At 68.0% G+C, this 20,446-nt stretch carries 33 protein-coding genes; 1 reads left to right on the top strand and 32 read right to left on the bottom strand.

The window, feature by feature from the left end; all coding sequences use genetic code 11:
- Window positions 1-30 precede the first annotated feature (30 nt).
- The 29 genes from rpsK to rpsJ form a co-directional block, all read right to left on the bottom strand.
- The gene (rpsK, locus tag ACQCO7_RS25885; protein ID WP_010354218.1) at window positions 31-435 is read right to left on the bottom strand and encodes a 30S ribosomal protein S11; all 405 of its coding nucleotides are present in this window, start codon (window positions 433-435) and stop codon (window positions 31-33) included.
- Window positions 436-505: 70 nt separating this feature from the next.
- Window positions 506-886 (bottom strand): 30S ribosomal protein S13, encoded by a 381-nt coding sequence (gene rpsM / locus ACQCO7_RS25880; protein ID WP_010354219.1) that lies wholly within the window; start codon window positions 884-886, stop codon window positions 506-508.
- A gap of 195 nt (window positions 887-1,081) precedes the next feature.
- Entirely contained in the window at window positions 1,082-1,195 is a 114-nt protein-coding gene (rpmJ, locus tag ACQCO7_RS25875; protein ID WP_003998809.1) for a 50S ribosomal protein L36, read from the bottom strand.
- Between the two features lie 59 nt (window positions 1,196-1,254).
- Window positions 1,255-1,476 carry a translation initiation factor IF-1 gene (gene infA, locus ACQCO7_RS25870; RefSeq protein ID WP_003948620.1) on the bottom strand — a complete coding sequence of 74 codons (222 nt, stop codon included), beginning with the start codon at window positions 1,474-1,476 and terminating at the stop codon, window positions 1,255-1,257.
- A gap of 200 nt (window positions 1,477-1,676) precedes the next feature.
- Complete coding sequence (gene map / locus ACQCO7_RS25865; RefSeq protein ID WP_464074045.1) at window positions 1,677-2,513, bottom strand: type I methionyl aminopeptidase; 837 nt, start codon at window positions 2,511-2,513, stop codon at window positions 1,677-1,679.
- A 120-nt stretch (window positions 2,514-2,633) separates the two neighbouring features.
- Window positions 2,634-3,008 carry a hypothetical protein gene (locus tag ACQCO7_RS25860; protein WP_464074044.1) on the bottom strand — a complete coding sequence of 125 codons (375 nt, stop codon included), beginning with the start codon at window positions 3,006-3,008 and terminating at the stop codon, window positions 2,634-2,636.
- Between the two features lie 219 nt (window positions 3,009-3,227).
- A complete protein-coding gene (locus ACQCO7_RS25855) occupies window positions 3,228-3,878 on the bottom strand; it encodes an adenylate kinase (protein WP_464074043.1) in 651 nt (216 codons plus the stop codon).
- Window positions 3,878-5,191 (bottom strand): preprotein translocase subunit SecY, encoded by a 1,314-nt coding sequence (gene secY / locus ACQCO7_RS25850; protein ID WP_010354223.1) that lies wholly within the window; start codon window positions 5,189-5,191, stop codon window positions 3,878-3,880. Before secY ends, ACQCO7_RS25855 begins: the two co-directional genes overlap by 1 nt.
- Window positions 5,192-5,393: 202 nt before the next feature.
- Entirely contained in the window at window positions 5,394-5,849 is a 456-nt protein-coding gene (gene rplO / locus ACQCO7_RS25845; RefSeq protein ID WP_055718833.1) for a 50S ribosomal protein L15, read from the bottom strand.
- 2 nt (window positions 5,850-5,851) lie between these two features.
- Window positions 5,852-6,034, bottom strand: coding sequence for a 50S ribosomal protein L30 (gene rpmD, locus ACQCO7_RS25840; protein ID WP_005313525.1), 183 nt, complete (start codon window positions 6,032-6,034; stop codon window positions 5,852-5,854).
- Window positions 6,034-6,642 (bottom strand): 30S ribosomal protein S5, encoded by a 609-nt coding sequence (gene rpsE / locus ACQCO7_RS25835; RefSeq protein WP_010354225.1) that lies wholly within the window; start codon window positions 6,640-6,642, stop codon window positions 6,034-6,036. Before rpsE ends, rpmD begins: the two co-directional genes overlap by 1 nt.
- Window positions 6,643-6,678: 36 nt before the next feature.
- The gene (rplR, locus tag ACQCO7_RS25830; RefSeq protein ID WP_010354226.1) at window positions 6,679-7,062 is read right to left on the bottom strand and encodes a 50S ribosomal protein L18; all 384 of its coding nucleotides are present in this window, start codon (window positions 7,060-7,062) and stop codon (window positions 6,679-6,681) included.
- A 3-nt stretch (window positions 7,063-7,065) separates the two neighbouring features.
- On the bottom strand, window positions 7,066-7,605 hold the full coding sequence (gene rplF, locus ACQCO7_RS25825; RefSeq protein ID WP_050372997.1) for a 50S ribosomal protein L6: 540 nt from the start codon (window positions 7,603-7,605) through the stop codon (window positions 7,066-7,068).
- A 24-nt stretch (window positions 7,606-7,629) separates the two neighbouring features.
- Window positions 7,630-8,028 carry a 30S ribosomal protein S8 gene (rpsH, locus tag ACQCO7_RS25820; protein WP_010354228.1) on the bottom strand — a complete coding sequence of 133 codons (399 nt, stop codon included), beginning with the start codon at window positions 8,026-8,028 and terminating at the stop codon, window positions 7,630-7,632.
- A gap of 213 nt (window positions 8,029-8,241) precedes the next feature.
- A complete protein-coding gene (locus ACQCO7_RS25815; RefSeq protein ID WP_003956452.1) occupies window positions 8,242-8,427 on the bottom strand; it encodes a type Z 30S ribosomal protein S14 in 186 nt (61 codons plus the stop codon).
- A gap of 2 nt (window positions 8,428-8,429) precedes the next feature.
- Window positions 8,430-8,987: a 50S ribosomal protein L5 gene (gene rplE, locus ACQCO7_RS25810; RefSeq protein ID WP_010354229.1), complete on the bottom strand. Its 558-nt coding sequence runs from the start codon at window positions 8,985-8,987 to the stop codon at window positions 8,430-8,432.
- The gene (gene rplX, locus ACQCO7_RS25805; RefSeq protein ID WP_010354230.1) at window positions 8,987-9,310 is read right to left on the bottom strand and encodes a 50S ribosomal protein L24; all 324 of its coding nucleotides are present in this window, start codon (window positions 9,308-9,310) and stop codon (window positions 8,987-8,989) included. The genes rplE and rplX overlap by 1 nt, the downstream gene beginning before the upstream one ends.
- Before the next feature lie 2 nt (window positions 9,311-9,312).
- Complete coding sequence (gene rplN / locus ACQCO7_RS25800) at window positions 9,313-9,681, bottom strand: 50S ribosomal protein L14 (protein ID WP_003998823.1); 369 nt, start codon at window positions 9,679-9,681, stop codon at window positions 9,313-9,315.
- Between the two features lie 102 nt (window positions 9,682-9,783).
- Window positions 9,784-10,071: a 30S ribosomal protein S17 gene (gene rpsQ / locus ACQCO7_RS25795; protein WP_010354232.1), complete on the bottom strand. Its 288-nt coding sequence runs from the start codon at window positions 10,069-10,071 to the stop codon at window positions 9,784-9,786.
- The gene (rpmC, locus tag ACQCO7_RS25790) at window positions 10,071-10,295 is read right to left on the bottom strand and encodes a 50S ribosomal protein L29 (protein WP_003998824.1); all 225 of its coding nucleotides are present in this window, start codon (window positions 10,293-10,295) and stop codon (window positions 10,071-10,073) included. Before rpmC ends, rpsQ begins: the two co-directional genes overlap by 1 nt.
- Window positions 10,295-10,714 (bottom strand): 50S ribosomal protein L16, encoded by a 420-nt coding sequence (rplP, locus tag ACQCO7_RS25785; protein ID WP_055718837.1) that lies wholly within the window; start codon window positions 10,712-10,714, stop codon window positions 10,295-10,297. The genes rpmC and rplP overlap by 1 nt, the downstream gene beginning before the upstream one ends.
- 5 nt (window positions 10,715-10,719) lie before the next feature.
- On the bottom strand, window positions 10,720-11,562 hold the full coding sequence (gene rpsC, locus ACQCO7_RS25780) for a 30S ribosomal protein S3 (protein ID WP_010354234.1): 843 nt from the start codon (window positions 11,560-11,562) through the stop codon (window positions 10,720-10,722).
- On the bottom strand, window positions 11,562-11,909 hold the full coding sequence (rplV, locus tag ACQCO7_RS25775) for a 50S ribosomal protein L22 (protein ID WP_010354235.1): 348 nt from the start codon (window positions 11,907-11,909) through the stop codon (window positions 11,562-11,564). Before rplV ends, rpsC begins: the two co-directional genes overlap by 1 nt.
- Window positions 11,910-11,952: 43 nt before the next feature.
- Window positions 11,953-12,234 carry a 30S ribosomal protein S19 gene (gene rpsS / locus ACQCO7_RS25770; RefSeq protein ID WP_409119278.1) on the bottom strand — a complete coding sequence of 94 codons (282 nt, stop codon included), beginning with the start codon at window positions 12,232-12,234 and terminating at the stop codon, window positions 11,953-11,955.
- A 12-nt stretch (window positions 12,235-12,246) separates the two neighbouring features.
- Window positions 12,247-13,083: a 50S ribosomal protein L2 gene (gene rplB, locus ACQCO7_RS25765; RefSeq protein ID WP_055718841.1), complete on the bottom strand. Its 837-nt coding sequence runs from the start codon at window positions 13,081-13,083 to the stop codon at window positions 12,247-12,249.
- A 38-nt stretch (window positions 13,084-13,121) separates the two neighbouring features.
- Window positions 13,122-13,541 (bottom strand): 50S ribosomal protein L23, encoded by a 420-nt coding sequence (gene rplW / locus ACQCO7_RS25760; protein ID WP_010354238.1) that lies wholly within the window; start codon window positions 13,539-13,541, stop codon window positions 13,122-13,124.
- A gap of 1 nt (window position 13,542) precedes the next feature.
- Window positions 13,543-14,199 (bottom strand): 50S ribosomal protein L4, encoded by a 657-nt coding sequence (rplD, locus tag ACQCO7_RS25755; RefSeq protein WP_464074042.1) that lies wholly within the window; start codon window positions 14,197-14,199, stop codon window positions 13,543-13,545.
- A 7-nt stretch (window positions 14,200-14,206) separates the two neighbouring features.
- The gene (gene rplC, locus ACQCO7_RS25750) at window positions 14,207-14,851 is read right to left on the bottom strand and encodes a 50S ribosomal protein L3 (RefSeq protein ID WP_005481233.1); all 645 of its coding nucleotides are present in this window, start codon (window positions 14,849-14,851) and stop codon (window positions 14,207-14,209) included.
- A 17-nt stretch (window positions 14,852-14,868) separates the two neighbouring features.
- The gene (gene rpsJ / locus ACQCO7_RS25745) at window positions 14,869-15,177 is read right to left on the bottom strand and encodes a 30S ribosomal protein S10 (protein ID WP_003948644.1); all 309 of its coding nucleotides are present in this window, start codon (window positions 15,175-15,177) and stop codon (window positions 14,869-14,871) included.
- Between the two features lie 391 nt (window positions 15,178-15,568).
- On the opposite strand from rpsJ, the gene ACQCO7_RS25740 reads away from it, so the two are divergent.
- Window positions 15,569-16,186 carry a hypothetical protein gene (locus ACQCO7_RS25740; RefSeq protein WP_464074041.1) on the top strand — a complete coding sequence of 206 codons (618 nt, stop codon included), beginning with the start codon at window positions 15,569-15,571 and terminating at the stop codon, window positions 16,184-16,186.
- A gap of 15 nt (window positions 16,187-16,201) precedes the next feature.
- On the opposite strand, the gene ACQCO7_RS25735 is transcribed toward ACQCO7_RS25740, so the two are convergent.
- The 3 genes from ACQCO7_RS25735 to ACQCO7_RS25725 are packed head-to-tail and all read right to left on the bottom strand — an operon-like array spanning window position 16,202 to window position 20,389.
- Complete coding sequence (locus ACQCO7_RS25735; RefSeq protein ID WP_464074040.1) at window positions 16,202-17,512, bottom strand: extracellular solute-binding protein; 1,311 nt, start codon at window positions 17,510-17,512, stop codon at window positions 16,202-16,204.
- Entirely contained in the window at window positions 17,509-20,037 is a 2,529-nt protein-coding gene (locus ACQCO7_RS25730) for a caspase family protein (RefSeq protein ID WP_464074039.1), read from the bottom strand. Before ACQCO7_RS25730 ends, ACQCO7_RS25735 begins: the two co-directional genes overlap by 4 nt.
- A gap of 4 nt (window positions 20,038-20,041) precedes the next feature.
- The gene (locus ACQCO7_RS25725) at window positions 20,042-20,389 is read right to left on the bottom strand and encodes an effector-associated constant component EACC1 (protein WP_464074038.1); all 348 of its coding nucleotides are present in this window, start codon (window positions 20,387-20,389) and stop codon (window positions 20,042-20,044) included.
- Window positions 20,390-20,446: the final 57 nt, after the last annotated feature.

The following is a 20,446-nucleotide window of genomic DNA, read 5'->3' as shown; positions in this document are numbered from 1 at the left end:
GCGTGAGCGGAGAGGCCGTCGCGCCCCGGATCAGACGCGGCGACGCTTCGGCGGACGGCAGCCGTTGTGCGGCGTGGGCGTGACGTCCTGGATGGAGCCGACCTCAAGGCCAGTGGCCTGGAGGGAACGGATCGCGGTCTCACGACCGGCACCCGGGCCCTTGACGAACACGTCGACCTTGCGCATGCCGTGCTCCTGCGCGCGACGGGCGGCCGACTCGGCGGCCATCTGCGCGGCGAACGGCGTGGACTTGCGGGAGCCCTTGAAGCCGACGTGACCGGCGGAGGCCCACGAGATCACGTTTCCGGCCGGGTCCGTGATGGACACGATCGTGTTGTTGAACGTGCTCTTGATGTGCGCCTGGCCGTGCGCGACGTTCTTCTTTTCCTTGCGGCGCACCTTCTTGGCAGCGCCCTGACGACCCTTGGGGGGCATCTACAAACTCCTACGGGGAGGTGGTCGGTCCTACAGCGAAGACCGCTGATGAAGCGTTGTCCGCTGAGGACTACTTCTTGCCCGGCTTCTTCTTGCCGGCGATGGCGCGACGCGGGCCCTTGCGGGTACGGGCGTTCGTGCTGGTGCGCTGACCGCGGACGGGCAGGCCACGGCGGTGCCGCAGACCCTGGTAGCAGCCGATCTCGACCTTGCGGCGGATGTCGGCCTGGACCTCGCGACGGAGGTCACCCTCGGTCTTGATGTTGGCGTCCACGTACTCGCGGATCGCGACGAGCTGCTCTTCGCTCAGGTCGCGGACGCGGGTGTCGGGGTTGATGCCGGTCGCAGCCAGCGTCTCTTGCGAGAGGGTCCGGCCGATGCCGAACACGTAGGTGAGGGCGACTTCCACGCGCTTTTCGCGCGGGATGTCAACACCGGAAACGCGTGCCATTAAATGGCTCCTGGTGATCGTCGGAGGTCTTCCACAGGACCGCCTCCCAGCTCGCCGTACTAGGTACGAACCGGGTCCCCGGCCTCCGAACCGGGGGTGTCAGACGGCCTCGGCCGTCTGGGTCCTGCGTATGAACAATTCAGCTCGCGTCGCGCGAAGATTCTGCGGATGCAGAGGGTGTGGATCGGGTTGCGGTCAGCCCTGGCGCTGCTTGTGGCGCGGGTTCTCGCAAATGACCATGACCCGGCCGTGACGGCGGATCACCCTGCACTTGTCGCAGATCTTCTTGACGCTCGGCTTGACCTTCATGGGATTGAGGTTCTCCGGGTCAGTGCCACCACCCCGTGTGAGCGGGATGCGGGCAAGATCTACTTGTAGCGGTAGACGATCCGGCCACGGGTCAGGTCGTACGGAGAAAGCTCCACCACGACCCGGTCGTCAGGGAGGATACGGATGTAGTGCATCCGCATCTTGCCGCTGATGTGGGCCAGGACCTGGTGGCCGTTCTGGAGCTCTACCTTGAACATCGCGTTCGGAAGAGACTCGACGACAGTGCCCTCGATCTCGATGGCACCTTGCTTCTTGGCCACGCTTCGCCCTTCGAATCGACTACCTTGATCGACTTCCGCTGCCGCATTCCAGACACACGAATGCACGAAAGCCGACGCGTCAGTCTACGTCACCCCACCCAGAAAGACGAATCGAGAAGGATGCCCCCCAACGAAGATCCCCAACCCCCCTTTTCCCCCAAACAGCCCCACACGCCCCCGAAGGGCGGGAGCGGAGGAGGTCAGGCCAGGGGATCGGGGGCCGCCGTCACCCCGTACTCCGCCAGCTTCGCCTTGCCGCCGTCCGGAGCCGTCAGGACCAGGGGCCCGGCCTCCGTGAGGGCCACGCTGTGCTCCCAGTGGGACGACCACGTGCCGTCGGTCGTGATGACCGTCCAGTCGTCGGCGAGGACCTCGGTCTTCGGGGTGCCGAGAGACACCATGGGCTCGATCGCGAGGCAGAAGCCGGGGACCAGCTTGGGGCCCTTCCCGCGCTTGCGGTCGACGTAGTTCAGGAGATGCGGGTCCATGTGCATCTCCGTACCGATCCCGTGCCCGCCGTAGTCCTCGATGATCCCGTACCGACCGCCACCGGGCTTCGGCTGGCGCCGGATGTACGTCTCGATGGCGCGGGAGACGTCGACCAGCCGGCTGCCGGGCTTCATCGCCGCGATCCCGGCCCACATGGACTCCTCGGTCACCCGGGACAGCTCGACCAGTTCGGGAGCGTGCCCGGAGCCGACGAACGCGGTGTACGCGGCATCCCCGTGCCACCCGTCGACGATGGCCCCGCAGTCGATGGAGATGATGTCCCCGGACTTGAGGACGACCTCGTCGGAGGGGATGCCGTGGACGACGACGTCGTTCACGGACGTGCAGATCGTCGCGGGGAATCCGCCGTACCCGAGGAAGTTGGACTTGGCCCCGTGCTCCGCGAGCACCTTGCGGGCCACCTCGTCGAGGTCGCGGGTGGACGCCCCCGGCACAGCGGCTTCCCGAGTGGCAGCGTGGATCGCCGCCACGACGAGCCCCGCCACCCGCATCTTGGCAATCTGCTCGGGACTCTTGATCTGCACCATGCTGGGTTGCGCCTCCTGGGCCACGGTCGTTTTCGGCACCTCAGGATACGCCCACGCACAGACGTACGCCGAAGCCCCGGTCGGTGCACTCGACCGGGGCTTCGGAGGGAACCTAGGGGCTCAGCTCTCGCGGATCACCGGCGAGACGACACAGGCGCCGCCGCCGTTCCAGCAGAGCACCATGTCGTGCGGCGTGCGGCCGAGGAGGTCGGTCTCCTTCGTGTCGCAGCCGTTGTCGCCACCGTCGTCGATGGTCAGGATGGTGACGATGCGCCCGTCGGCACGGAGCTGCCGGACGTACCCGGTGACCCCGTGGTCGTCGACCTTGGTGTCACAGACGCGGAACTTGTCACCGTCGTCGATGAAGGTCATCGTCCCGCGCCCGCTCGGCAGGCTGATGCTGACGTTGCTCGCCATGGCCGGCGAGGACGCGAAGCCGATGGCGACGGCGGCGGAGGCGGCGACGATGCCCGCGCGCTTGATTGCGGTCTTCATAAGAGATTCTCCCCGTTGTGAGAGCCGAGAACGGCTCAACTGCACGGGGGCATACGGAAGTTGGCCCTGCCGACCACCGTTTCCCCCGTTGGTCGGGACGACCTTATCCACCGGGATCTTGCATGTCCACGACTATCTGATGTTTCAGCAAAGCGCACACAAAGAAGCCCCCGCCGTCCCTCAGGGACAGCGGGGGCTCCGATGCGAAGTCGCCGGGCCCTACTCGGCCTGGAGCGCCTCCATGGCACGCGCCGTGACCTCGTCGACCTTGCCCAGCGCGGAGATGGTGACGACCAGCCCCTGGGACTTGTAGTAGTCGATGATCGGCTCGGTCTGCGTGTGGTAGACCTCCAGCCGCGTACGGACGGTGTCCTCGGAGTCGTCGTCGCGCTGGTACAGCTCGCCGCCGCAGACGTCGCAGACACCGTCACGCTTCGGCGGGCTGTACGTCACGTGGAAGACGTGGCTGGAGTCCTCGCGGCAGATCCGCCGCCCGGCGATCCGCTTGACGACCTCCTCCTCGGGGACCTCCAGGTCCAGCACCGCGTCCAGCTTCATGGACTCGGTGCGGAGCATCTCGTCGAGCGCCTCGGCCTGCGAGACGTTGCGCGGGAAACCGTCGAGGAGGAAACCGCCCTCGGCGTCCGGCTCCTCCATGCGGTCCTTGGCCATCCCGATGGTGACCTCGTCCGGCACCAGGTTGCCCGCGTCCATGTAGGACTTCGCGAGTTTCCCGAGCTCGGTCTGCCGGCTGATGTTGGCGCGGAAGAGATCACCCGTGGAGATGTGCGGGATCGACAGATTCCGAGCGAGGAACGCGGCCTGCGTACCCTTCCCGGCACCCGGCGGCCCGACGAGGACGATTCGCATCAGCGGAGGAACCCTTCGTAATTGCGCTGCTGGAGCTGGCTCTCGATCTGCTTCACGGTCTCCAGACCGACACCCACGATGATCAGGATGCTGGTACCGCCGAACGGGAAGTTCTGGTTTGCCCCGAAACCAGCCAACGCCATCGTCGGGACGAGAGCGATCAGGCCCAAGTACAGCGAACCCGGCCAGGTGATCCGGTTGAGTACGTAGGAGAGGTACTCAGCGGTCGGTCGGCCAGCCCGGATGCCCGGGATGAATCCACCATACTTCTTCATGTTGTCGGCAACTTCCTCGGGGTTGAAGGAAATCGCGACGTAGAAGAAGGCGAAGAACACGATCAGCAGGAAGTACAGCGCGATGTGCACCGGCGCCGCCGTGTCGGCGAGATTGCGGGTGACCCAGGTCGCCCACTCGGCCTGCGAGTTGGAGAACTGGACGATCAGCGCCGGGATGTAGAGCAGCGACGAGGCGAAGATGACGGGGATGACGCCCGCCTGGTTCACCTTGAGGGGGATGTAGGTCGACGTACCGCCGTAGGACCGGCGGCCGATCATGCGCTTCGCGTACTGGACGGGAATGCGCCGCTGGGCCTGCTCGACGAAGACGACGAGGCCGACCATGACGAGGCCGACCGCGATGACGGTGCCGAACTCGATCCAGCCGCCGGCCAGGGTGCCCTGCTTCTTGATGCCCCACAGCGCGGAGGGGAAGGTCGCGGCGATCGAGATGAACATCAGGATGGACATGCCGTTGCCGATGCCGCGGTCGGTGATGAGCTCACCGAGCCACATGACGAGGGCCGTACCGGCGGTCATGCAGATGACCATCACGATGGTGCTGAAGATGTCGCGGTCCGGGACGATGTTGCTCGCGACGGAGCAGCCGGAGAAGAGGGAGCCGCTGCGGGCGGTGGCGACGAGACCGGTGCCCTGAAGGATGGCGAGTGCCACGGTCAGGTAGCGGGTGTACTGCGTGATCTTCGCGGTACCCGCCGACCCTTCCTTCTTGAGGGCTTCCAGGCGCGGGATCACGACGGTCAGCAGCTGGAGGATGATGCTCGCCGTGATGTACGGCATGATCCCCAGCGCGAAGATCGTGATCTGGAGCAGCGCGCCGCCGCTGAACATGTTGATCAGCCCGAAGAGGCTCTGGTTGCCGGACGCCTCGTCCACGCACTGCTGGACGGACTTGTAGTCGACGCCGGGGATCGGGACGTGGGTACCGACCCGGTAGGCCACGACGATACCGAGCGTGAAGAGCAGCTTCTTGCGCAGGTCGGGCGTCTTGAACGCCCGGGCGAACGCGGTGAGCACGGTGCCTCCTGCGACCCCCGCGCATCTGCGTCAAGGGTGACGGTCTGAGGTTCGACGGTTGGTTAACGACGGTGCTGAATAACAGACAGCGCAGGCCACCTTACCGGCGACACTGCCCCCTCTGGAACGACCGACCGGGGATACCCCTTTTGTGGGGTATCCCCGGTCGGGATCGCTCATGTCATCGAGGCGCCTGAGGTGATCAGACGAGCTCGGTGACCGTGCCGCCGGCGGCGGTGATCTTCTCCTTGGCGGACCCGGAGACGGCGTCGACCGTCACCTGGAGCGCCACGGAGATCTCACCCTGGCCGAGGACCTTGACGAGGCTGTTCTTGCGAACCGCGCCCTTGGCCACCAGACCCTCGACGGTGACCTCGCCACCCTCGGGGTAGAGGGCGGCCAGCTTGTCGAGGTTCACGACCTGGAACTCGGTCTTGAACGGGTTCTTGAAGCCCTTCAGCTTCGGAAGACGCATGTGGAGGGGCATCTGGCCACCCTCGAAGCGCTCCGGAACCTGGTAACGGGCCTTCGTACCCTTGGTACCACGGCCTGCCGTCTTACCCTTCGACGCCTCACCACGACCGACACGGGTCTTGGCGGTCTTGGCGCCGGGGGCCGGACGGAGGTTGTGGATCTTGAGCGGGCTGTTCTCCGCCATGATCAGTCGACCTCCTCGACCGTCACGAGGTGGCGGACGGTGTGCACCATGCCGCGGAACTCGGGACGATCCTCCTTGACGACGACGTCGTTCAGGCGCTTGAGCCCGAGCGAACGCAGCGTGTCACGGTGGTTCTGCTTGCTGCCGATGTAGGACTTCGTCTGCGTGATCTTGAGGCGGGCCATTACGCAGCACCAGCCCCGGCACGCGCCCGCAGCAGAGCCGCGGGGGCGACGTCCTCCAGGGGGAGGCCGCGGCGAGCCGCGATCTCCTCCGGACGCTGGAGACCCTTGAGGGCCTCCACCGTCGCGTGGACGATGTTGATCGCGTTGGACGAGCCGAGCGACTTCGACAGGATGTCGTGCACGCCCGCGCACTCCAGCACGGCACGCACCGGGCCACCGGCGATGACGCCGGTACCGGGGGAGGCAGGCTTGAGCAGGACGACGCCCGCGGCCTTCTCGCCCGTGATCGGGTGCGGGATGGTGCCCTGGATACGGGGGACCTTGAAGAAGTGCTTCTTGGCCTCCTCAACACCCTTGGCGATGGCGGCCGGCACCTCCTTGGCCTTGCCGTAACCGACACCTACGGTGCCGTCACCGTCGCCCACCACGACGAGCGCGGTGAAGCTGAAGCGACGGCCACCCTTGACAACCTTGGCGACACGGTTGATCGCGACGACACGCTCGACGTACGCGGTCTTCTCTGCGGCGGCAGCGCCACCGTCACGACCCTTACGGTCCCGCCGCTCGCCGCCACCGGCACCGCTTCCACGGCGCTGGGGTCCAGCCATTGGATTACCTCTCTCTTTCCGCTAGCTACGAGCGGCTCAGAACTTGAGCCCGGCTTCGCGGGCGGCGTCCGCCAGGGCGGCGATGCGCCCGGCGTACTGGTTGCCACCACGGTCGAACACCACGGCCTCGACACCGGCGGCCTTGGCACGCTCGGCGACCAGGGCGCCGACCTGCTTGGCCTGCGCGGACTTGTCGCCCTCGCCACCGCGGATCGAGGTGTCCAGGGTGGACGCCGACGCAAGGGTGTGCCCCTTGAGGTCGTCGATCACCTGGGCCACGATGTGGCGGTTGGAGCGGGTAACGACCAGACGAGGACGCTCTTCCGTACCGTTGATCCGCTTGCGGATGCGCAGGTGACGGCGCTTGATCGCGGCGCGCTTGTAGGCGTCGCCCTTCAGGATCTTCTGTCCGTATGCCATGGCTTACTTACCCGCCTTTCCGACCTTGCGGCGGATGACTTCGCCCTCGTACTTGACACCCTTGGCCTTGTACGGGTCAGGCTTGCGCAGCTTGCGGATGTTCGCCGCAACCTCGCCGACCTTCTGCTTGTCGATGCCCTCGACCTGGAAGCGGGTCGGGTTCTCCACCTTGAAAGAGATGCCCTCGGGCGCTTCGACGACGATCGGGTGGCTGTAACCGAGCGCGAACTCGAGGCTCGTGCCCTTCGCGGCCACGCGGTAACCGACACCGCTGATCTCGAGCTTCTTCACGTAACCCTGGGTCACGCCGGTGATCATGTTCGCCACCAGCGTGCGGGACAGGCCGTGCAGGGCCTTGCTCTGACGCTCGTCGTTGGGGCGGGTGACGCTCAGCACGCCGTCCTCACCCTTGGCGATGTCGATCGGAGCTGCGACGGTGTGGGTCAGCTCGCCCTTGGGGCCCTTGACCTTCACCGTGCGGCCGTCGATGGTGACGTCCACGCCGGCGGGAACCGCGATGGGGAGCTTGCCGATACGCGACATAGCTGTTTCCTCCGTTCCCTTCTGCTACCAGACGTAGGCGAGGACTTCCCCACCCACGCCCTTCTTGCCGGCCTGCTTTTCGGTGAGGAGCCCGTGCGACGTGGAGATGATCGCCACGCCGAGGCCGCCCAGCACCTTCGGCAGGGAGGTGGACTTCGCGTAAACCCGGAGACCGGGCTTGGAGATCCGCTTGATGCCCGCGATGGAGCGTTCACGGTTCGGGCCGAACTTGAGCTCGATGGTGAGGTTCTTGCCGACTTCGGCGTCCTCGACCTTCCAGCCCGTGATGAAGCCCTCCTGCTGGAGGATCTCCGCGATGTGGGACTTGATCTTCGAAGCCGGCATGGTCACGGAATCGTGGTACGCCGAGTTCGCGTTCCGCAGACGCGTCAGCATGTCTGCGATCGGGTCAGTCATGGTCATGAATTGGCCTTCGGCCTCTCTCGCCGGGGTTTCCTGTATGCGCCATCCCTCTCCCCACTCAGTGGCGGGACGGGTGCGGTGCGGGGACCTACGGCGTAGTAAGTCGTACGGGCGACCATCAGGCGCCCAACCCCCCAAGCCTACGGCATGGAGAGGGGGGCGCCTGACACGCCCAGTGCTTACCGAGAGCCTCTGGAATCCCGAAGTACGGGACTACCAGGAGCTCTTGGTCACGCCCGGCAGCTCGCCGCGGTGAGCCATCTCACGAAGGCACACACGGCACAGGCCGAACTTGCGGTACACGGAGTGCGGACGGCCGCAGCGCTGGCAGCGGGTGTACGCGCGCACACCGAACTTGGGCTTGCGAGCAGCCTTAGCGATCAGAGCCTTCTTCGCCATGCTCACGCCTCCTTGAACGGGAAGCCGAGGTGACGAAGGAGCGCGCGGCCCTCAGCGTCGTTGGTCGCCGTGGTCACCACGGTGATGTCCATACCCCGGACGCGGTCGATCTTGTCCTGGTCGATCTCGTGGAACATGACCTGCTCCGTGAGACCGAAGGTGTAGTTGCCACGGCCGTCGAACTGCTTGGGGGACAGGCCGCGGAAGTCGCGGATGCGCGGGAGCGCGAGCGACAGGGTGCGGTCCAGGAACTCCCACATGCGGTCACCGCGGAGCGTGACGTGGGCACCGATCGGCTGGCCCTCACGCAGCTTGAACTGCGCGATGGACTTGCGGGCCTTGGTGACCTGCGGCTTCTGGCCGGTGATCGTGGAGAGGTCGCGGATCGCGCCCTCGATCAGCTTCGAGTCACGGGCGGCGTCGCCGACACCCATGTTGACCACGATCTTCACGAGGCCGGGGATCTGCATGACGTTCTCGTAGGTGAACTCGTCCTGCAGCTTGCCCGCGATCTCCTCGCGGTACTTCGTCTTGAGACGCGGAGTGGTGGTGGTAGCCATCAGATGTCCTCACCCGTCCGCTTGGCAACGCGAACCTTGTTGCCCTCGTCGTCGAAGCGGTAACCGACACGCGTGACGACCTTCTTGCCGTCCTTCTCAACGACCAGCTGGACGTTGGAGACGTGGACCGGCGCCTCGGTCGTGACGATGCCGCCGGCCTGCGAACCGCCAGCGGTCGGACCGGCCTTGGTGTGCTTCTTGACCCGGTTGACACCCTCGACCAGGACGCGGTCCTCGCGGGGGAAGGCCGCGATGACCTTGCCCTGCTTGCCCTTGTCCTTACCGGTGATGACCTGGACCAGGTCGCCCTTCTTGATCTTCATGCTTACAGCACCTCCGGGGCCAGCGAGATGATCTTCATGAACTTCTTCTCGCGCAGCTCACGCCCGACGGGGCCGAAGATGCGGGTACCACGAGGGTCACCGTCGTTCTTCAGAATGACGGCGGCGTTCTCGTCGAAGCGGATGTACGAGCCGTCCGGACGACGGCGCTCCTTGACGGTGCGCACGATGACCGCCTTGACGACATCGCCCTTCTTCACGTTGCCGCCCGGGATCGCGTCCTTGACGGTGGCAACGATGACGTCACCGATGCCCGCGTAGCGGCGACCGGAGCCACCGAGCACACGGATGCAAAGGATTTCCTTCGCACCAGTGTTGTCGGCGACGCGCAGTCGCGACTCCTGCTGGATCACGTCTATCTCCTGTGTGTCTGCCGGTTCCCGGCAGGGGTCTCAGTACGAGACCCCTGCCGAGCCTGGCGGAACCGTCCTGCGAGGAATGCCCCGCAGGATGTCTTACTTGGCCTTTTCGAGGATCTCGACGATGCGCCACCGCTTCGTGGCGGACAGCGGCCGGGTCTCCATCAGGAGGACGCGGTCGCCGACGCCGGCGGCGTTCTGCTCGTCGTGAGCCTTGAGCTTGTTCGTACGGCGGATGACCTTGCCGTACAGAGCGTGCTTGACGCGGTCCTCGACGGCGACGACGACGGTCTTGTCCATCTTGTCGCTGACGACGAGACCCTCACGGGTCTTGCGGAAGCCGCGGGCCTCTGCGGTCTGCTCAGTCACGTTGTTCTCGCTCATCAGGCGCTCTCCACCGTCTCGATGCCCAGCTCGCGCTCACGCATCAGGGTGTAGATCCGCGCGATGTCCTTACGGACGGCCTTGAGCCGACCGTGGTTCTCGAGCTGGCCCGTCGCCGCCTGGAAGCGGAGGTTGAACAGCTCTTCCTTGGCTTCGCGGAGCTTCGCGAGAAGCTCCTCGTCACCCAGTTCGCGCAGCTCGGACGCCTTGGTACCGGCCGACATCACGCTTCACCTGCCTCGCGCTTGACGATCCGGCACTTCATCGGCAGCTTGTGGGCCGCACGAGTCAGCGCCTCACGGGCGATCTTCTCGTTGGGGTACGACAGCTCGAACATCACGCGTCCGGGCTTGACGTTGGCGATCCACCACTCCGGGGAACCCTTACCGGAACCCATGCGGGTCTCGGCGGGCTTCTTGGTGAGGGGACGGTCCGGGTAGATGTTGATCCAGACCTTGCCGCCACGCTTGATGTGACGCGTCATGGCGATACGAGCGGCCTCGATCTGACGGTTCGTCACGTAGGCCGGGGTGATGGCCTGAATGCCGTACTCGCCGAACGACACCTGCGTGCCGCCCTTGGCAGCGCCGTCCCGCTTGGGGTGGTGCTGCTTGCGGTGCTTGACCCTACGGGGGATCAGCATGTCGGTCAGGCCTCCGTTCCGGTGCTTTCGGCAGCCGGAGCGGCGGCCGGAGCCTCGGCCACGGGGGCCTCGGCTGCGGCAGCCTGCTGCGGCTTACGACCGCGACCGCCACGCTCGCCGCCACCGCCGCCACGGCCACCACGGGCCGGACGGTCGTTGGCACCGCCACGGGCCGGGCGGTTGCCGGCGCGGGCTGCGGCGTTCTCGGCGCGGACCTCGGCGATGTTCTTGACGTCGCCCTTGTAGATCCAGACCTTCACACCGATACGGCCGAAGGTCGTCTTGGCCTCGAAGAAGCCGTAGTCCACGTTCGCGCGGAGCGTGTGCAGGGGCACACGGCCCTCGCGGTAGAACTCCGAGCGGGACATCTCGGCGCCGCCGAGACGGCCACCGCACTGGATCTTGATGCCCTTGGCGCCGGCCTTCATCGCCGACTGCATGCTCTTGCGCATGGCACGGCGGAAGGAGACGCGGGAGGAGAGCTGCTCGGCGACGGCCTGGGCCACCAGCTGAGCGTCCGTCTCCGGGTTCTTGACCTCGAGGATGTTGAGCTGGACCTGCTTCTTGGTCAGCTTCTCCAGGTCACCGCGGATACGGTCGGCCTCGGCGCCGCGGCGGCCGATGACGATGCCCGGACGCGCGGTGTGGATGTCGACGCGGACGCGGTCACGGGTGCGCTCGATCTCGACCTTCGAGATACCGGCGCGCTCCATGCCGGACGTCATCATCCGACGGATGGCGACGTCCTCGCCGACGTACTCCTTGTACGACTTGTCGGCGTACCACCGGGACTTGAAGTCCGTGGTGATGCCGAGCCGGAACCCATGCGGGTTAACCTTCTGGCCCATTACCGGGTTCCTTCCTTGCTGCTGACGACCACGGTGATGTGGCTGGTCCGCTTGCGGATCCGGTAGGCACGGCCCTGGGCGCGCGGACGGAACCGCTTCAGGGTCGGGCCCTCGTCGACGTACGCCTCGCTGATGAACAGCGACGTGGCGTCGGGGTGGTCGTAGTTGTGAGCGGCGTTGGCGATGGCGCTGTCCAGCACCTTGCCGACGGGCTCGGAAGCGGCCTGCGGGGCGAATCGCAGGACCGCCTGAGCCTCCGTGGCGTCCATGCCACGGATAAGGTCCACCACGCGGCGGGCCTTCATGGGCGTAACGCGGATGTACCGCGCCTGGGCCCTGGCTTCCATGGTTGTCCCTCTCAGTTACTTACGTGTCTGATGCGATCCGCGCTTAGCGGCGCTTCGACTTCCGGTCGTCCTTGACGTGACCCCGGAAGGTGCGCGTCGGCGAGAACTCGCCGAGCTTGTGGCCGACCATCGACTCGGTGACGAACACCGGGATGTGGGTCTTGCCGTTGTGCACCGCGATCGTGTGCCCGAGCATCGCCGGGATGATCATGGAGCGACGGGACCAGGTCTTGATGACGTTCTTGGAACCGGCTTCGTTCTGGGCGTCCACCTTTTTGATCAGGTGGCCGTCGACGAAGGGTCCCTTCTTGAGACTGCGCGGCATCTAAACCCGCTCCTAGCGCTTCTTGTTCGTCTTGCGGCGGCGGACGATGTACTTGTTCGACGCCTTCTTGGGCGAACGAGTACGACCTTCCTTCTGACCCCACGGGGAGACCGGGTGGCGACCACCGGAGGTCTTGCCCTCACCACCACCGTGCGGGTGGTCGACCGGGTTCATCGCCACGCCACGCACGGTCGGGCGGACGCCCAACCAGCGCTTACGGCCGGCCTTGCCCCAGTTGATGTTGCTCTGCTCGGCGTTGCCGACCTCGCCGACCGTGGCGCGGCAGCGCTGGTCGACCAGGCGGATCTCGCCGGAGGGCATGCGGAGGTGGGCCATCGAGCCCTCCTTCGCGAGCAGCTGCACCGAGGCACCGGCGGAGCGGGCGAACTTGGCGCCGCCACCGGGACGGAGCTCGATCGCGTGGATCGTGGTACCGACCGGGATGTTGCGGAGCGCCAGGTTGTTGCCGGGCTTGATGTCGGCCCCGGGACCGTTCTCGACGCGGTCGCCCTGCGTGAGGCCGCGCGGCGCGATGATGTAGCGCTTCTCGCCGTCGGCGTAGTGCAGCAGCGCGATGCGCGCGGTGCGGTTGGGGTCGTACTCGATGTGCGCGACCTTCGCCGGCACGCCGTCCTTGTCGTGACGACGGAAGTCGATCACGCGGTAGGCGCGCTTGTGTCCGCCACCCTGGTGGCGAACGGTCACACGACCGGAGTTGTTACGACCGCCCTTGCTGTGCAGCGGGCGGACCAGCGACTTCTCCGGCGTGGACCGCGTGACCTCGACGAAGTCGGCGACGCTGGAGCCACGACGGCCCGGCGTAGTCGGCTTGTACTTGCGGATTCCCATTTCTCAGTCCTCGTCCGATATCGGACGATCCGACCCGCTTACGCGGTCGGACCGCCGAAGATGTCGATACGGTCGCCCTCGGCCAGGGTCACGATCGCGCGCTTGGTGTCCGCACGCTTACCGAAACCGGTCTTGGTGCGCTTGCGCTTGCCCTGGCGGTTGATCGTGTTGACGCCGGTGACCTTGACCGAGAAGACCGCCTGGACGGCCTGCTTGATCTGGGTCTTGTTGGCGCCGGGGGCCACGACGAACGTGTACTTGCCCTCGTCGAGGAGCGCGTAGCTCTTCTCCGACACGACCGGCTTCAGCAGCACGTCACGGGGGTCCGTGAAGGACTTGCTGAGCGGGGTGACGACGGTGTTCTTGCCCTCGGCCTCGTGGCGCTTCGCCTTGGCGACGCGCGCGGCCTTGGCGGCCTTCGCGGCCTTGGGGGCGATAGAGGGGTGACGGATAGCCATCTCAGACCTCAGTCCCTTCGATGTCGTTGGCCTTCGGGCCGGCGACGAAGGACTCGAGAGCGGCCTGGGTGAAGACCACGTCGTCCGAGACGATCACGTCGTACGTGTTCAGCTGGCCCGGCTCCAGGATGTGGACCTGGGGCAGGTTGCGGGCGGACAGCCACGCGGCCTCGTCGGCGCGGTCGACGACCAGGAGCAGGTTCTTGCGCTCCGAGATCTTGCCGAACAGCGTGCGAGCGGCCTTCGTGGACGGGGTCTCGCCCGCGATCACGCCGGTGACGACGTGGATGCGGTTGTGGCGGGCCCGGTCGGTGAGGGCGTGGCGCAGGGCCGCGGCCTTCATCTTCTTGGGCGTCCGCTGCGAGTAGTCGCGCGGCTGGGGGCCGTGCACGACGCCACCGCCGGCGAACTGCGGCGCGCGGGTCGAGCCCTGACGGGCGCGGCCGGTGCCCTTCTGGCGGTAAGGCTTCTTGCCACCACCACGGACTTCGCCACGGGTCTTGGTCTTGTGCGTGCCCTGGCGGGCAGCCGCGTTCTGCGCGACGACGACCTGGTGGATCAGCGGGATGCTGATCTTCTCCACGCCGAAGATCTCCGCGGGGAGTTCGACGCTTCCGGTCTTCTCGCCGGCAGGCGAAAGGATGTCAACAGTGCTCATCGGTACCTCAGGCCCCCTTGGCCGCGGTGCGGACCAGGACGAGGCCGCCGTTCGGACCGGGGACGGCGCCCTTGATGAGCAGCAGACCCTTCTCCGCGTCAACGGCGTGGACGGTCAGGTTCTGGGTGGTGACACGCTCGTTGCCCATGCGACCCGCCATGCGGAGGCCCTTGAACACGCGGCCCGGGGTGGCGCAGCCACCGATGGAGCCGGGCGAGCGGTGCTTGCGCTGGGTGCCGTGACCGGCGCCGAGGCCCTTGAAGTTGTGACGCTTCATGACACCGGCGAAGCCCTTGCCCTTGCTCTTGCCGGTGACGTCGACCTTCACGCCGGCCTCGAAGACCTCGGCGGAGATCTCCTGGCCCAGCGTGTACTCGGAGGCGTCCGCGGTGCGGATCTCGACGAGGTGACGACGGGGGGTGACGTCGGCCTTGGCGAAGTGGCCCTTGAGGGGCTTGTTCACCTTGCGCGGGTCGATCTCGCCGAAGGCGATCTGGACCGACTCGTAGCCGTCGACGTCGTTCGTACGGACCTGGGTGACGACGTTGGGGCCGGCCTTGACGACGGTGACCGGAACAACACGGTTGTTCTCGTCCCACACCTGCGTCATGCCGAGCTTCTCGCCCAGGATGCCCTTGATCTGCTTAGCCATTCTCAGATCACCGTCCCCTAGAGCTTGATCTCGATGTCGACACCGGCCGGGAGGTCGAGTCGCATCAGAGAGTCAACGGTCTTGGGCGTCGGGTCGAGGATGTCGATCAGGCGCTTGTGCGTGCGCATCTCGAAGTGCTCGCGCGAGTCCTTGTACTTGTGCGGCGACTTGATGACGCAGTACACGTTCTTCTCAGTGGGCAGCGGCACCGGGCCCGCGACCGACGCACCAGTGCGCGTCACCGTCTCGACGATCTTCTTCGCCGAGGAGTCGATGACCTCGTGGTCGTAGGCCTTGAGCCGGATGCGGATCTTCTGTCCCGCCATGGCTACTCAGTAGTCCTGTTCTTCTTCGCTCCGGAACCTGGTGGTTTCCGCTCTTCGCTCCGACCCACGCGGTCGGGCGTGTCGCACCCTCGCCAACAAAAGTTCCCAAGGGGAACCATCCGTCCACGAGGATTTCCACCAAGCCCCTGGCCGGTACCGCACCGCACTTCCCGAAAGATTCCCGTACGTCCGCCCCAGCGCTGCCCTTCTGGGCAGTTAAGGCGACGAGTACTGTGGGACTCGCTTCCGGTCCTCCCGGCGGGAGGCGCACAGCATCAACACTCGACCGAGCAACCCCGCTAGTCTGCCATACGGGGGGTCGGGTCCGCCAATCGGGTCGGGGAGCATACCCCGGGAGTGACGCAGCTCAAACGCGGGGAGCTTCCACGCCGTGCCGTACACGTTCGCCGTCACCCCGGACCTCAGCCCCGCGACGCCGGACCACATACCGCGCTCGACCCTGACCCGCGTCCCCGACGGCACCCCGCTGGCCCGGATCTCCTCCCCCCTCCCCGGACCACCCCTCTACACCCTGCACAGCACCCCCGGCGACACCCTCCTGTGCACCGTCGTCCGCGTCCAGGACGCCTACCGGGACGTGTACGACGTCCTGGCGCCCGACGCCACTCCCCTGGCCCGCGTCATGCACCGCCCCCGCCGCTTCCTCCCCTGGCCGCGCCGGGCCCGCTGGACGGTCCTGTTCCCCGCGTCCCCCACCCTCACCGGCCGCCGGGGAACCGCGTACGCCTGGTACCTCTACGTCCTCACGTTCCCCCTGATCCTCCTCTACGCCCTCGTCGTCCTCGCCCTGGCCTTCCTCTTCGACGACCTCCCGGATTTCGACCTGGACCTGAAGGCCCCCGAACGAACCCGCTGGCGAGCCCCCCACTCCCGCCCCGCCCTCGACTTCCGGGGCATCAAGGCGGTCTACCACCACCGCCCGGAACACCTGGACACGCGCGTGGCATACGCCTTGGCGGTACTCCACGACCGGCACCGGACCGGCTGAGACACCATCACGTCCTCAAGGCAGTTCGCGTTTCAGCGCCTCGTCCAGTGCCTTCGCCACCGACCCCGGGTCCGCTCCGCTCGTGAACAGTGGCGCGAGTTCCTCGGTGAACGTCTGGGTGACGGCCCCGTACAGCGGGGTGCGGGGGCGTTGGACGGCGGCGCGCAGGGCGGGCAGCAGGACGTCCCGGCCGAACCGCTCCCGCTCCGGGCTCCAGCCGCCGGGGTTCTCGCCGGGGCTCTGCGCGCCGGAGGTGTCGGCGTACGTGCAGGAAGTCGTCGCCCGGTAGGAGGACTCCCGGGTCGCCGCGAACCCGGCGTACAGCAGGCACCGTTCGCTGTCGGCGTCGGTGAGGAACCGGATCAGGTCGGCGGTCCTGGCGGCCTTCTCCCCGGACACGGACCGGGTCATCGCGAGGTTCTGGCCGCCGAGCACCGCCTTCCCCGGCAGTTGGGTCACGCCGAGAGCGTCGCCGAACGCCTTGGACAACGCGGGGTACGCGTAGGGCCAGTTGCGCAGGAACGTGGTCCTGCCCCGCGTGAAGTCGCTGAGCGAGTCGGACTCGTTCGAGGTGTACGCGCGCGGCAGGACGTCCGCCGTACGGTCGCGCAACTCCGCGACGCCCTTGGCCAGTTGCTCCTCGGTGGCGCGGTAGTGCCCGTCGTCGTCGGTGATCCGCAGCCCCTCGACGGCGGAGGCGAACGCCTCGATGGCGTTGACGGTCCGCCCTTCGTAGGGGGCGAGCTGGGTGGTCCAGCCGGCCTCCCAGCCGGCCGGGCTCCTGCCGCGCACGGCGTCGATGTAGCCGCGCAGGCCGGCCCATCCGACCACGGGCCCCAGTTCACCGCCGACCTGGTCGCGCCGGTAGTACAGCAGCCCGACGTCGCTGTTGAACGGCACGGCGTACCGCTTCCCGGCCCAGAACGACGTCGCGTCCACGGGTCCGACGAGGTCGGCGGGGTCGCGGACGGCGTCGTCCGGCAGCGGTCGCACGAGTTTCGCGGCGGCGAACTCCGGCACCCAGGTGACGTCCAGGTTGACGACGTCGTAGGAGCTGCTCCCGGACTGGAGCGCGCCGAGGAGCTGGCCGCGCTGCTGGTCGGCGGAGCCGGGGAGTTCGACGAGGGACGCCTTGTAGCCGCCGGGCGGCTGCCGGGCGTTCCACGCGTCGATGAGCCGCTGGCGGATGCCGTCGGTGACGTCCCGGCCGCTGGCGACGACGATCCGGTGCGGGTCCGCTCCGGCCACCGGCTGTTCGGGGGGTGTGCCGCCGGTGCAGGCGGTGGCCGTCAGCAGCAGGGCCGCGAGCCAGGCGCGCCGCGTCATCCCTCCCCCGTTCCGGTGCGCGCGACCTCGTCCCGCAGGGAGGCCGCCGGGTCGTCCCCGGGGTCCAGGCAGCGTCCTGCGGAGGCGGCGGAGACGACCGCGTCGGCCCGGCCCTCCTCGCAGCCTCCGGTGGCCAGCGACACCATGGTCACCGGTGTCCCCGCGGTGCGGGCCAGCTCCCGCAGGTCCTCCAGGTTCTGGCCGGTCAGCCGGTCGTTGTCCTCGTCGTCGGTGACGTACACGATCAGCCGGGGACGCTGGCTGTCGACGCCCCGCGACTTCATGAACTCCAGCGCGTCGCGCAGCGCCCGGTACGGGTCGGCCTGGTCCCCGCGCGCGCCCGCCTTCCGCGCGGCCTCCAGGGCGCGTACGGCGTCGGCGCGCGCGTGCGGTCCGAAGCGCAGCAGGTCGGTGTGGGTGCGGCCGGTCCGCCCGGCCACCGACCACACCCCGTACTGGTCCTTCCCGCCGAGTCCGCCGAGGGACTGCTGGATCAGTCCGGGTCCGCTGCTCAGCCCCCGCCACAGGCCGTCCATGGATCCGGAGCTGTCGAGCAGGAACAGCACCTGGCCGGGTCCGAGGGCGTTGCGGTACCGCTCCAGGGTGGCGTTCATGGCGGTCGCGTCGGTGTACTGCTCCTGGTCGGCGAGGTTGGCCTGGGCTCCCCTCGGTGCCATGCCGAGCAGCGCGTGACCGGGGTCGGCCGAGCGCAGCCCGTACCTGCCGAGTTCCGCCTTCCCCTTGTCGCCGGTCAGCCAGTCCCGGAACCCGCGCACCGCCTCGTCGCGCGCCTCGGTGTCCCGGCCGGCGGGGGTCCAGGTCACCCGGACGAACGTGGGGGTCAGGCCCGGTACGTCGTCCGGGTACAGCGCGGTACGCGGCTGGAGGCCGCCCCAGGGGCAGTCGGCGTCGTTGCGCAGCGTGAACTCGGGTACGAGGAGTGCGCTGCGCCGGTCCGGGGAGGCGGCGCACAGCAGGTCGGCGGCCGAGCGGGCCGGGGGTCCGGCGGAGGCGACGAGGCGCTCGCCGGCGCGTGCGTCGGCCGTTTCCCCGTACAGGCCCATCGTCGCGAGCAGCGCCGCGTCCGTGGACTCCGGGTCGGGCCGGCGTACGTCGGTCTCCAGGTCGGCGGCCATCGCGGCGAGCGACCGGCCGGTGCGCTGTCCGGGGACGGTGCCGGAGGCGGCGAGGACGACGGGGGAGTACGCGAACGGCCCGCCCTCCGCCCGCAGTTGCGCGGAGTTCTGGTCGTCCGGGTCCTGTGCGGCGCGTTCGAGGTCCGTGCGGGTCGCCGGGATCCATACGTCCGGCTGCGGGCCGATGTCCCGCTGCGGCTGCGGCTCGCCCTCCCGCCCGGTCGGCCGCCACCAGTGGTTCGTCCGCTCCCGCAGCCCCGTCACCGCGTCGGTGGCGCTCGCGGCGTACACCCCGATCCCGCTCCTCCTGCACCCGTCCCGGAGGTTGTCCTCCGACTCGGTGTACGTGTTCGCCGCCGCCGTCAGTACCGGTTCCAGGTCCGGGTCGGTCAGCACGCGCAGGTGCAGCGGCGGGGCGCAGCCCGGGTCGCCGCTCGCGACGAGTACGACGATCCCGGCGGCGCCGCCGACGGTCGCGGCGACCGTGAGCAGCAGGGTGAGGACGAACCGGCCGCCGGTGCGCAGGAGGGGACGCAGCGGGTTGGCGCGCCGGGGCCGGGGTGGACTCGGGGCCGGTGCGGTCGTCGCCGGGGGCGGAACATCGGGGGTGGGCGCGGGGGCCGGTTCGGGTGTGGGGTCGCCGCCCAGCAGGACGTCCTCCCCGGGTTCCCACACCCCCTGCGGCATCTGCACTCCGTCGTGGACGGTACGGACGGCTGCCGCGCGCATCCGCTCCTTCAGCCTCTCGTACACCCCGGAGAGCCACAACTCGCCTTGTCCGCCGAGGACTTGGATCAGCTCGTGGGTGAAGGGCGTCGCTCTGCGGTGGTCGCCGGGGTCGGTGAGCTGGTTGGCCTGCGCGCTCATCAGCAGCAGGATCTGACGGCGGCGCCGGTCGTCGCCGAGACGGCCGCTCGGCATGCCGGCCGCGTTGCCCGAGTAGCAGCAGTCCAGGATCACCACGACCCGCTCGGCCCGGCTCGCGGCCAGTTCGGCGAGGACGTGCCCGAAGTGGACGGCGTTGACGAACGCCTCCTTGACGCCGTGCACGATGCGGGCGTTGCGCATCTGGAGGTGCAGTTCGTCGCCCCGCGTGTTCACGATGCCGTGCCCGGCGAAGTAGAACAGCAGCAGGCCCTCGGCCTCCTGGGCGACCTGGTGCAGGGTGCCCTGGAACTCGTCGTGGTAGGGCGAGTGCTTCACGATCACCTCGCGGTGGCCGAACACCCCGCCGCGCTCCAGGACGTCGCGCAGCCCCTTGCAGTTGTGCAGGACGGCGCCCAGCTGTCCCGGTACGCCGCCCGGGTCCTCGGGCTGTGTGTAGTCGTACTCGGAGACGCCGACGACCAGCGCCCGGTTGGCCTTCCCGCGAGGGTCGAAGCCGCTCACCGGACTACTCCTGGCCGGGTTCCAGCTCTTCCACCGTCGGTTCCGGGGTCGGCTCCCCCGTCACCCGCTCCCGGTTGTCCCGCCAGGCCCGCGCCGAGGCGGCCAGGGAGGCGCCGATCGTCGTGAGATTGGCGACGGTCCCGATGACCACCAGCACCAGATCCGTCTGCGAGCCCATGTACTCCGGCCCGTCACCGCGCCGGGACTTCGCCACGATCCGCAGCTCCCCCGCACGCACCAGCCCGCTGAGCGACTCCTCCCGCTCCAGCCACGCCTTCAGCGCATCGACGTCGCCCCGACTCCCGTCGTACCGAACCCGCCAGCCCGATGTGGGCGCTTCCCCCTCAACCATGCCCTTCATCATGACACCGCTCCCACCGCGCGGGGACCCTTTGGACACAACCACGAA

This window comes from Streptomyces saintjeani (genome assembly GCF_055409605.1).
Note: the sequence above shows the minus strand (reverse complement) of the source record. Positions and strands in the feature narration are given on the sequence as shown.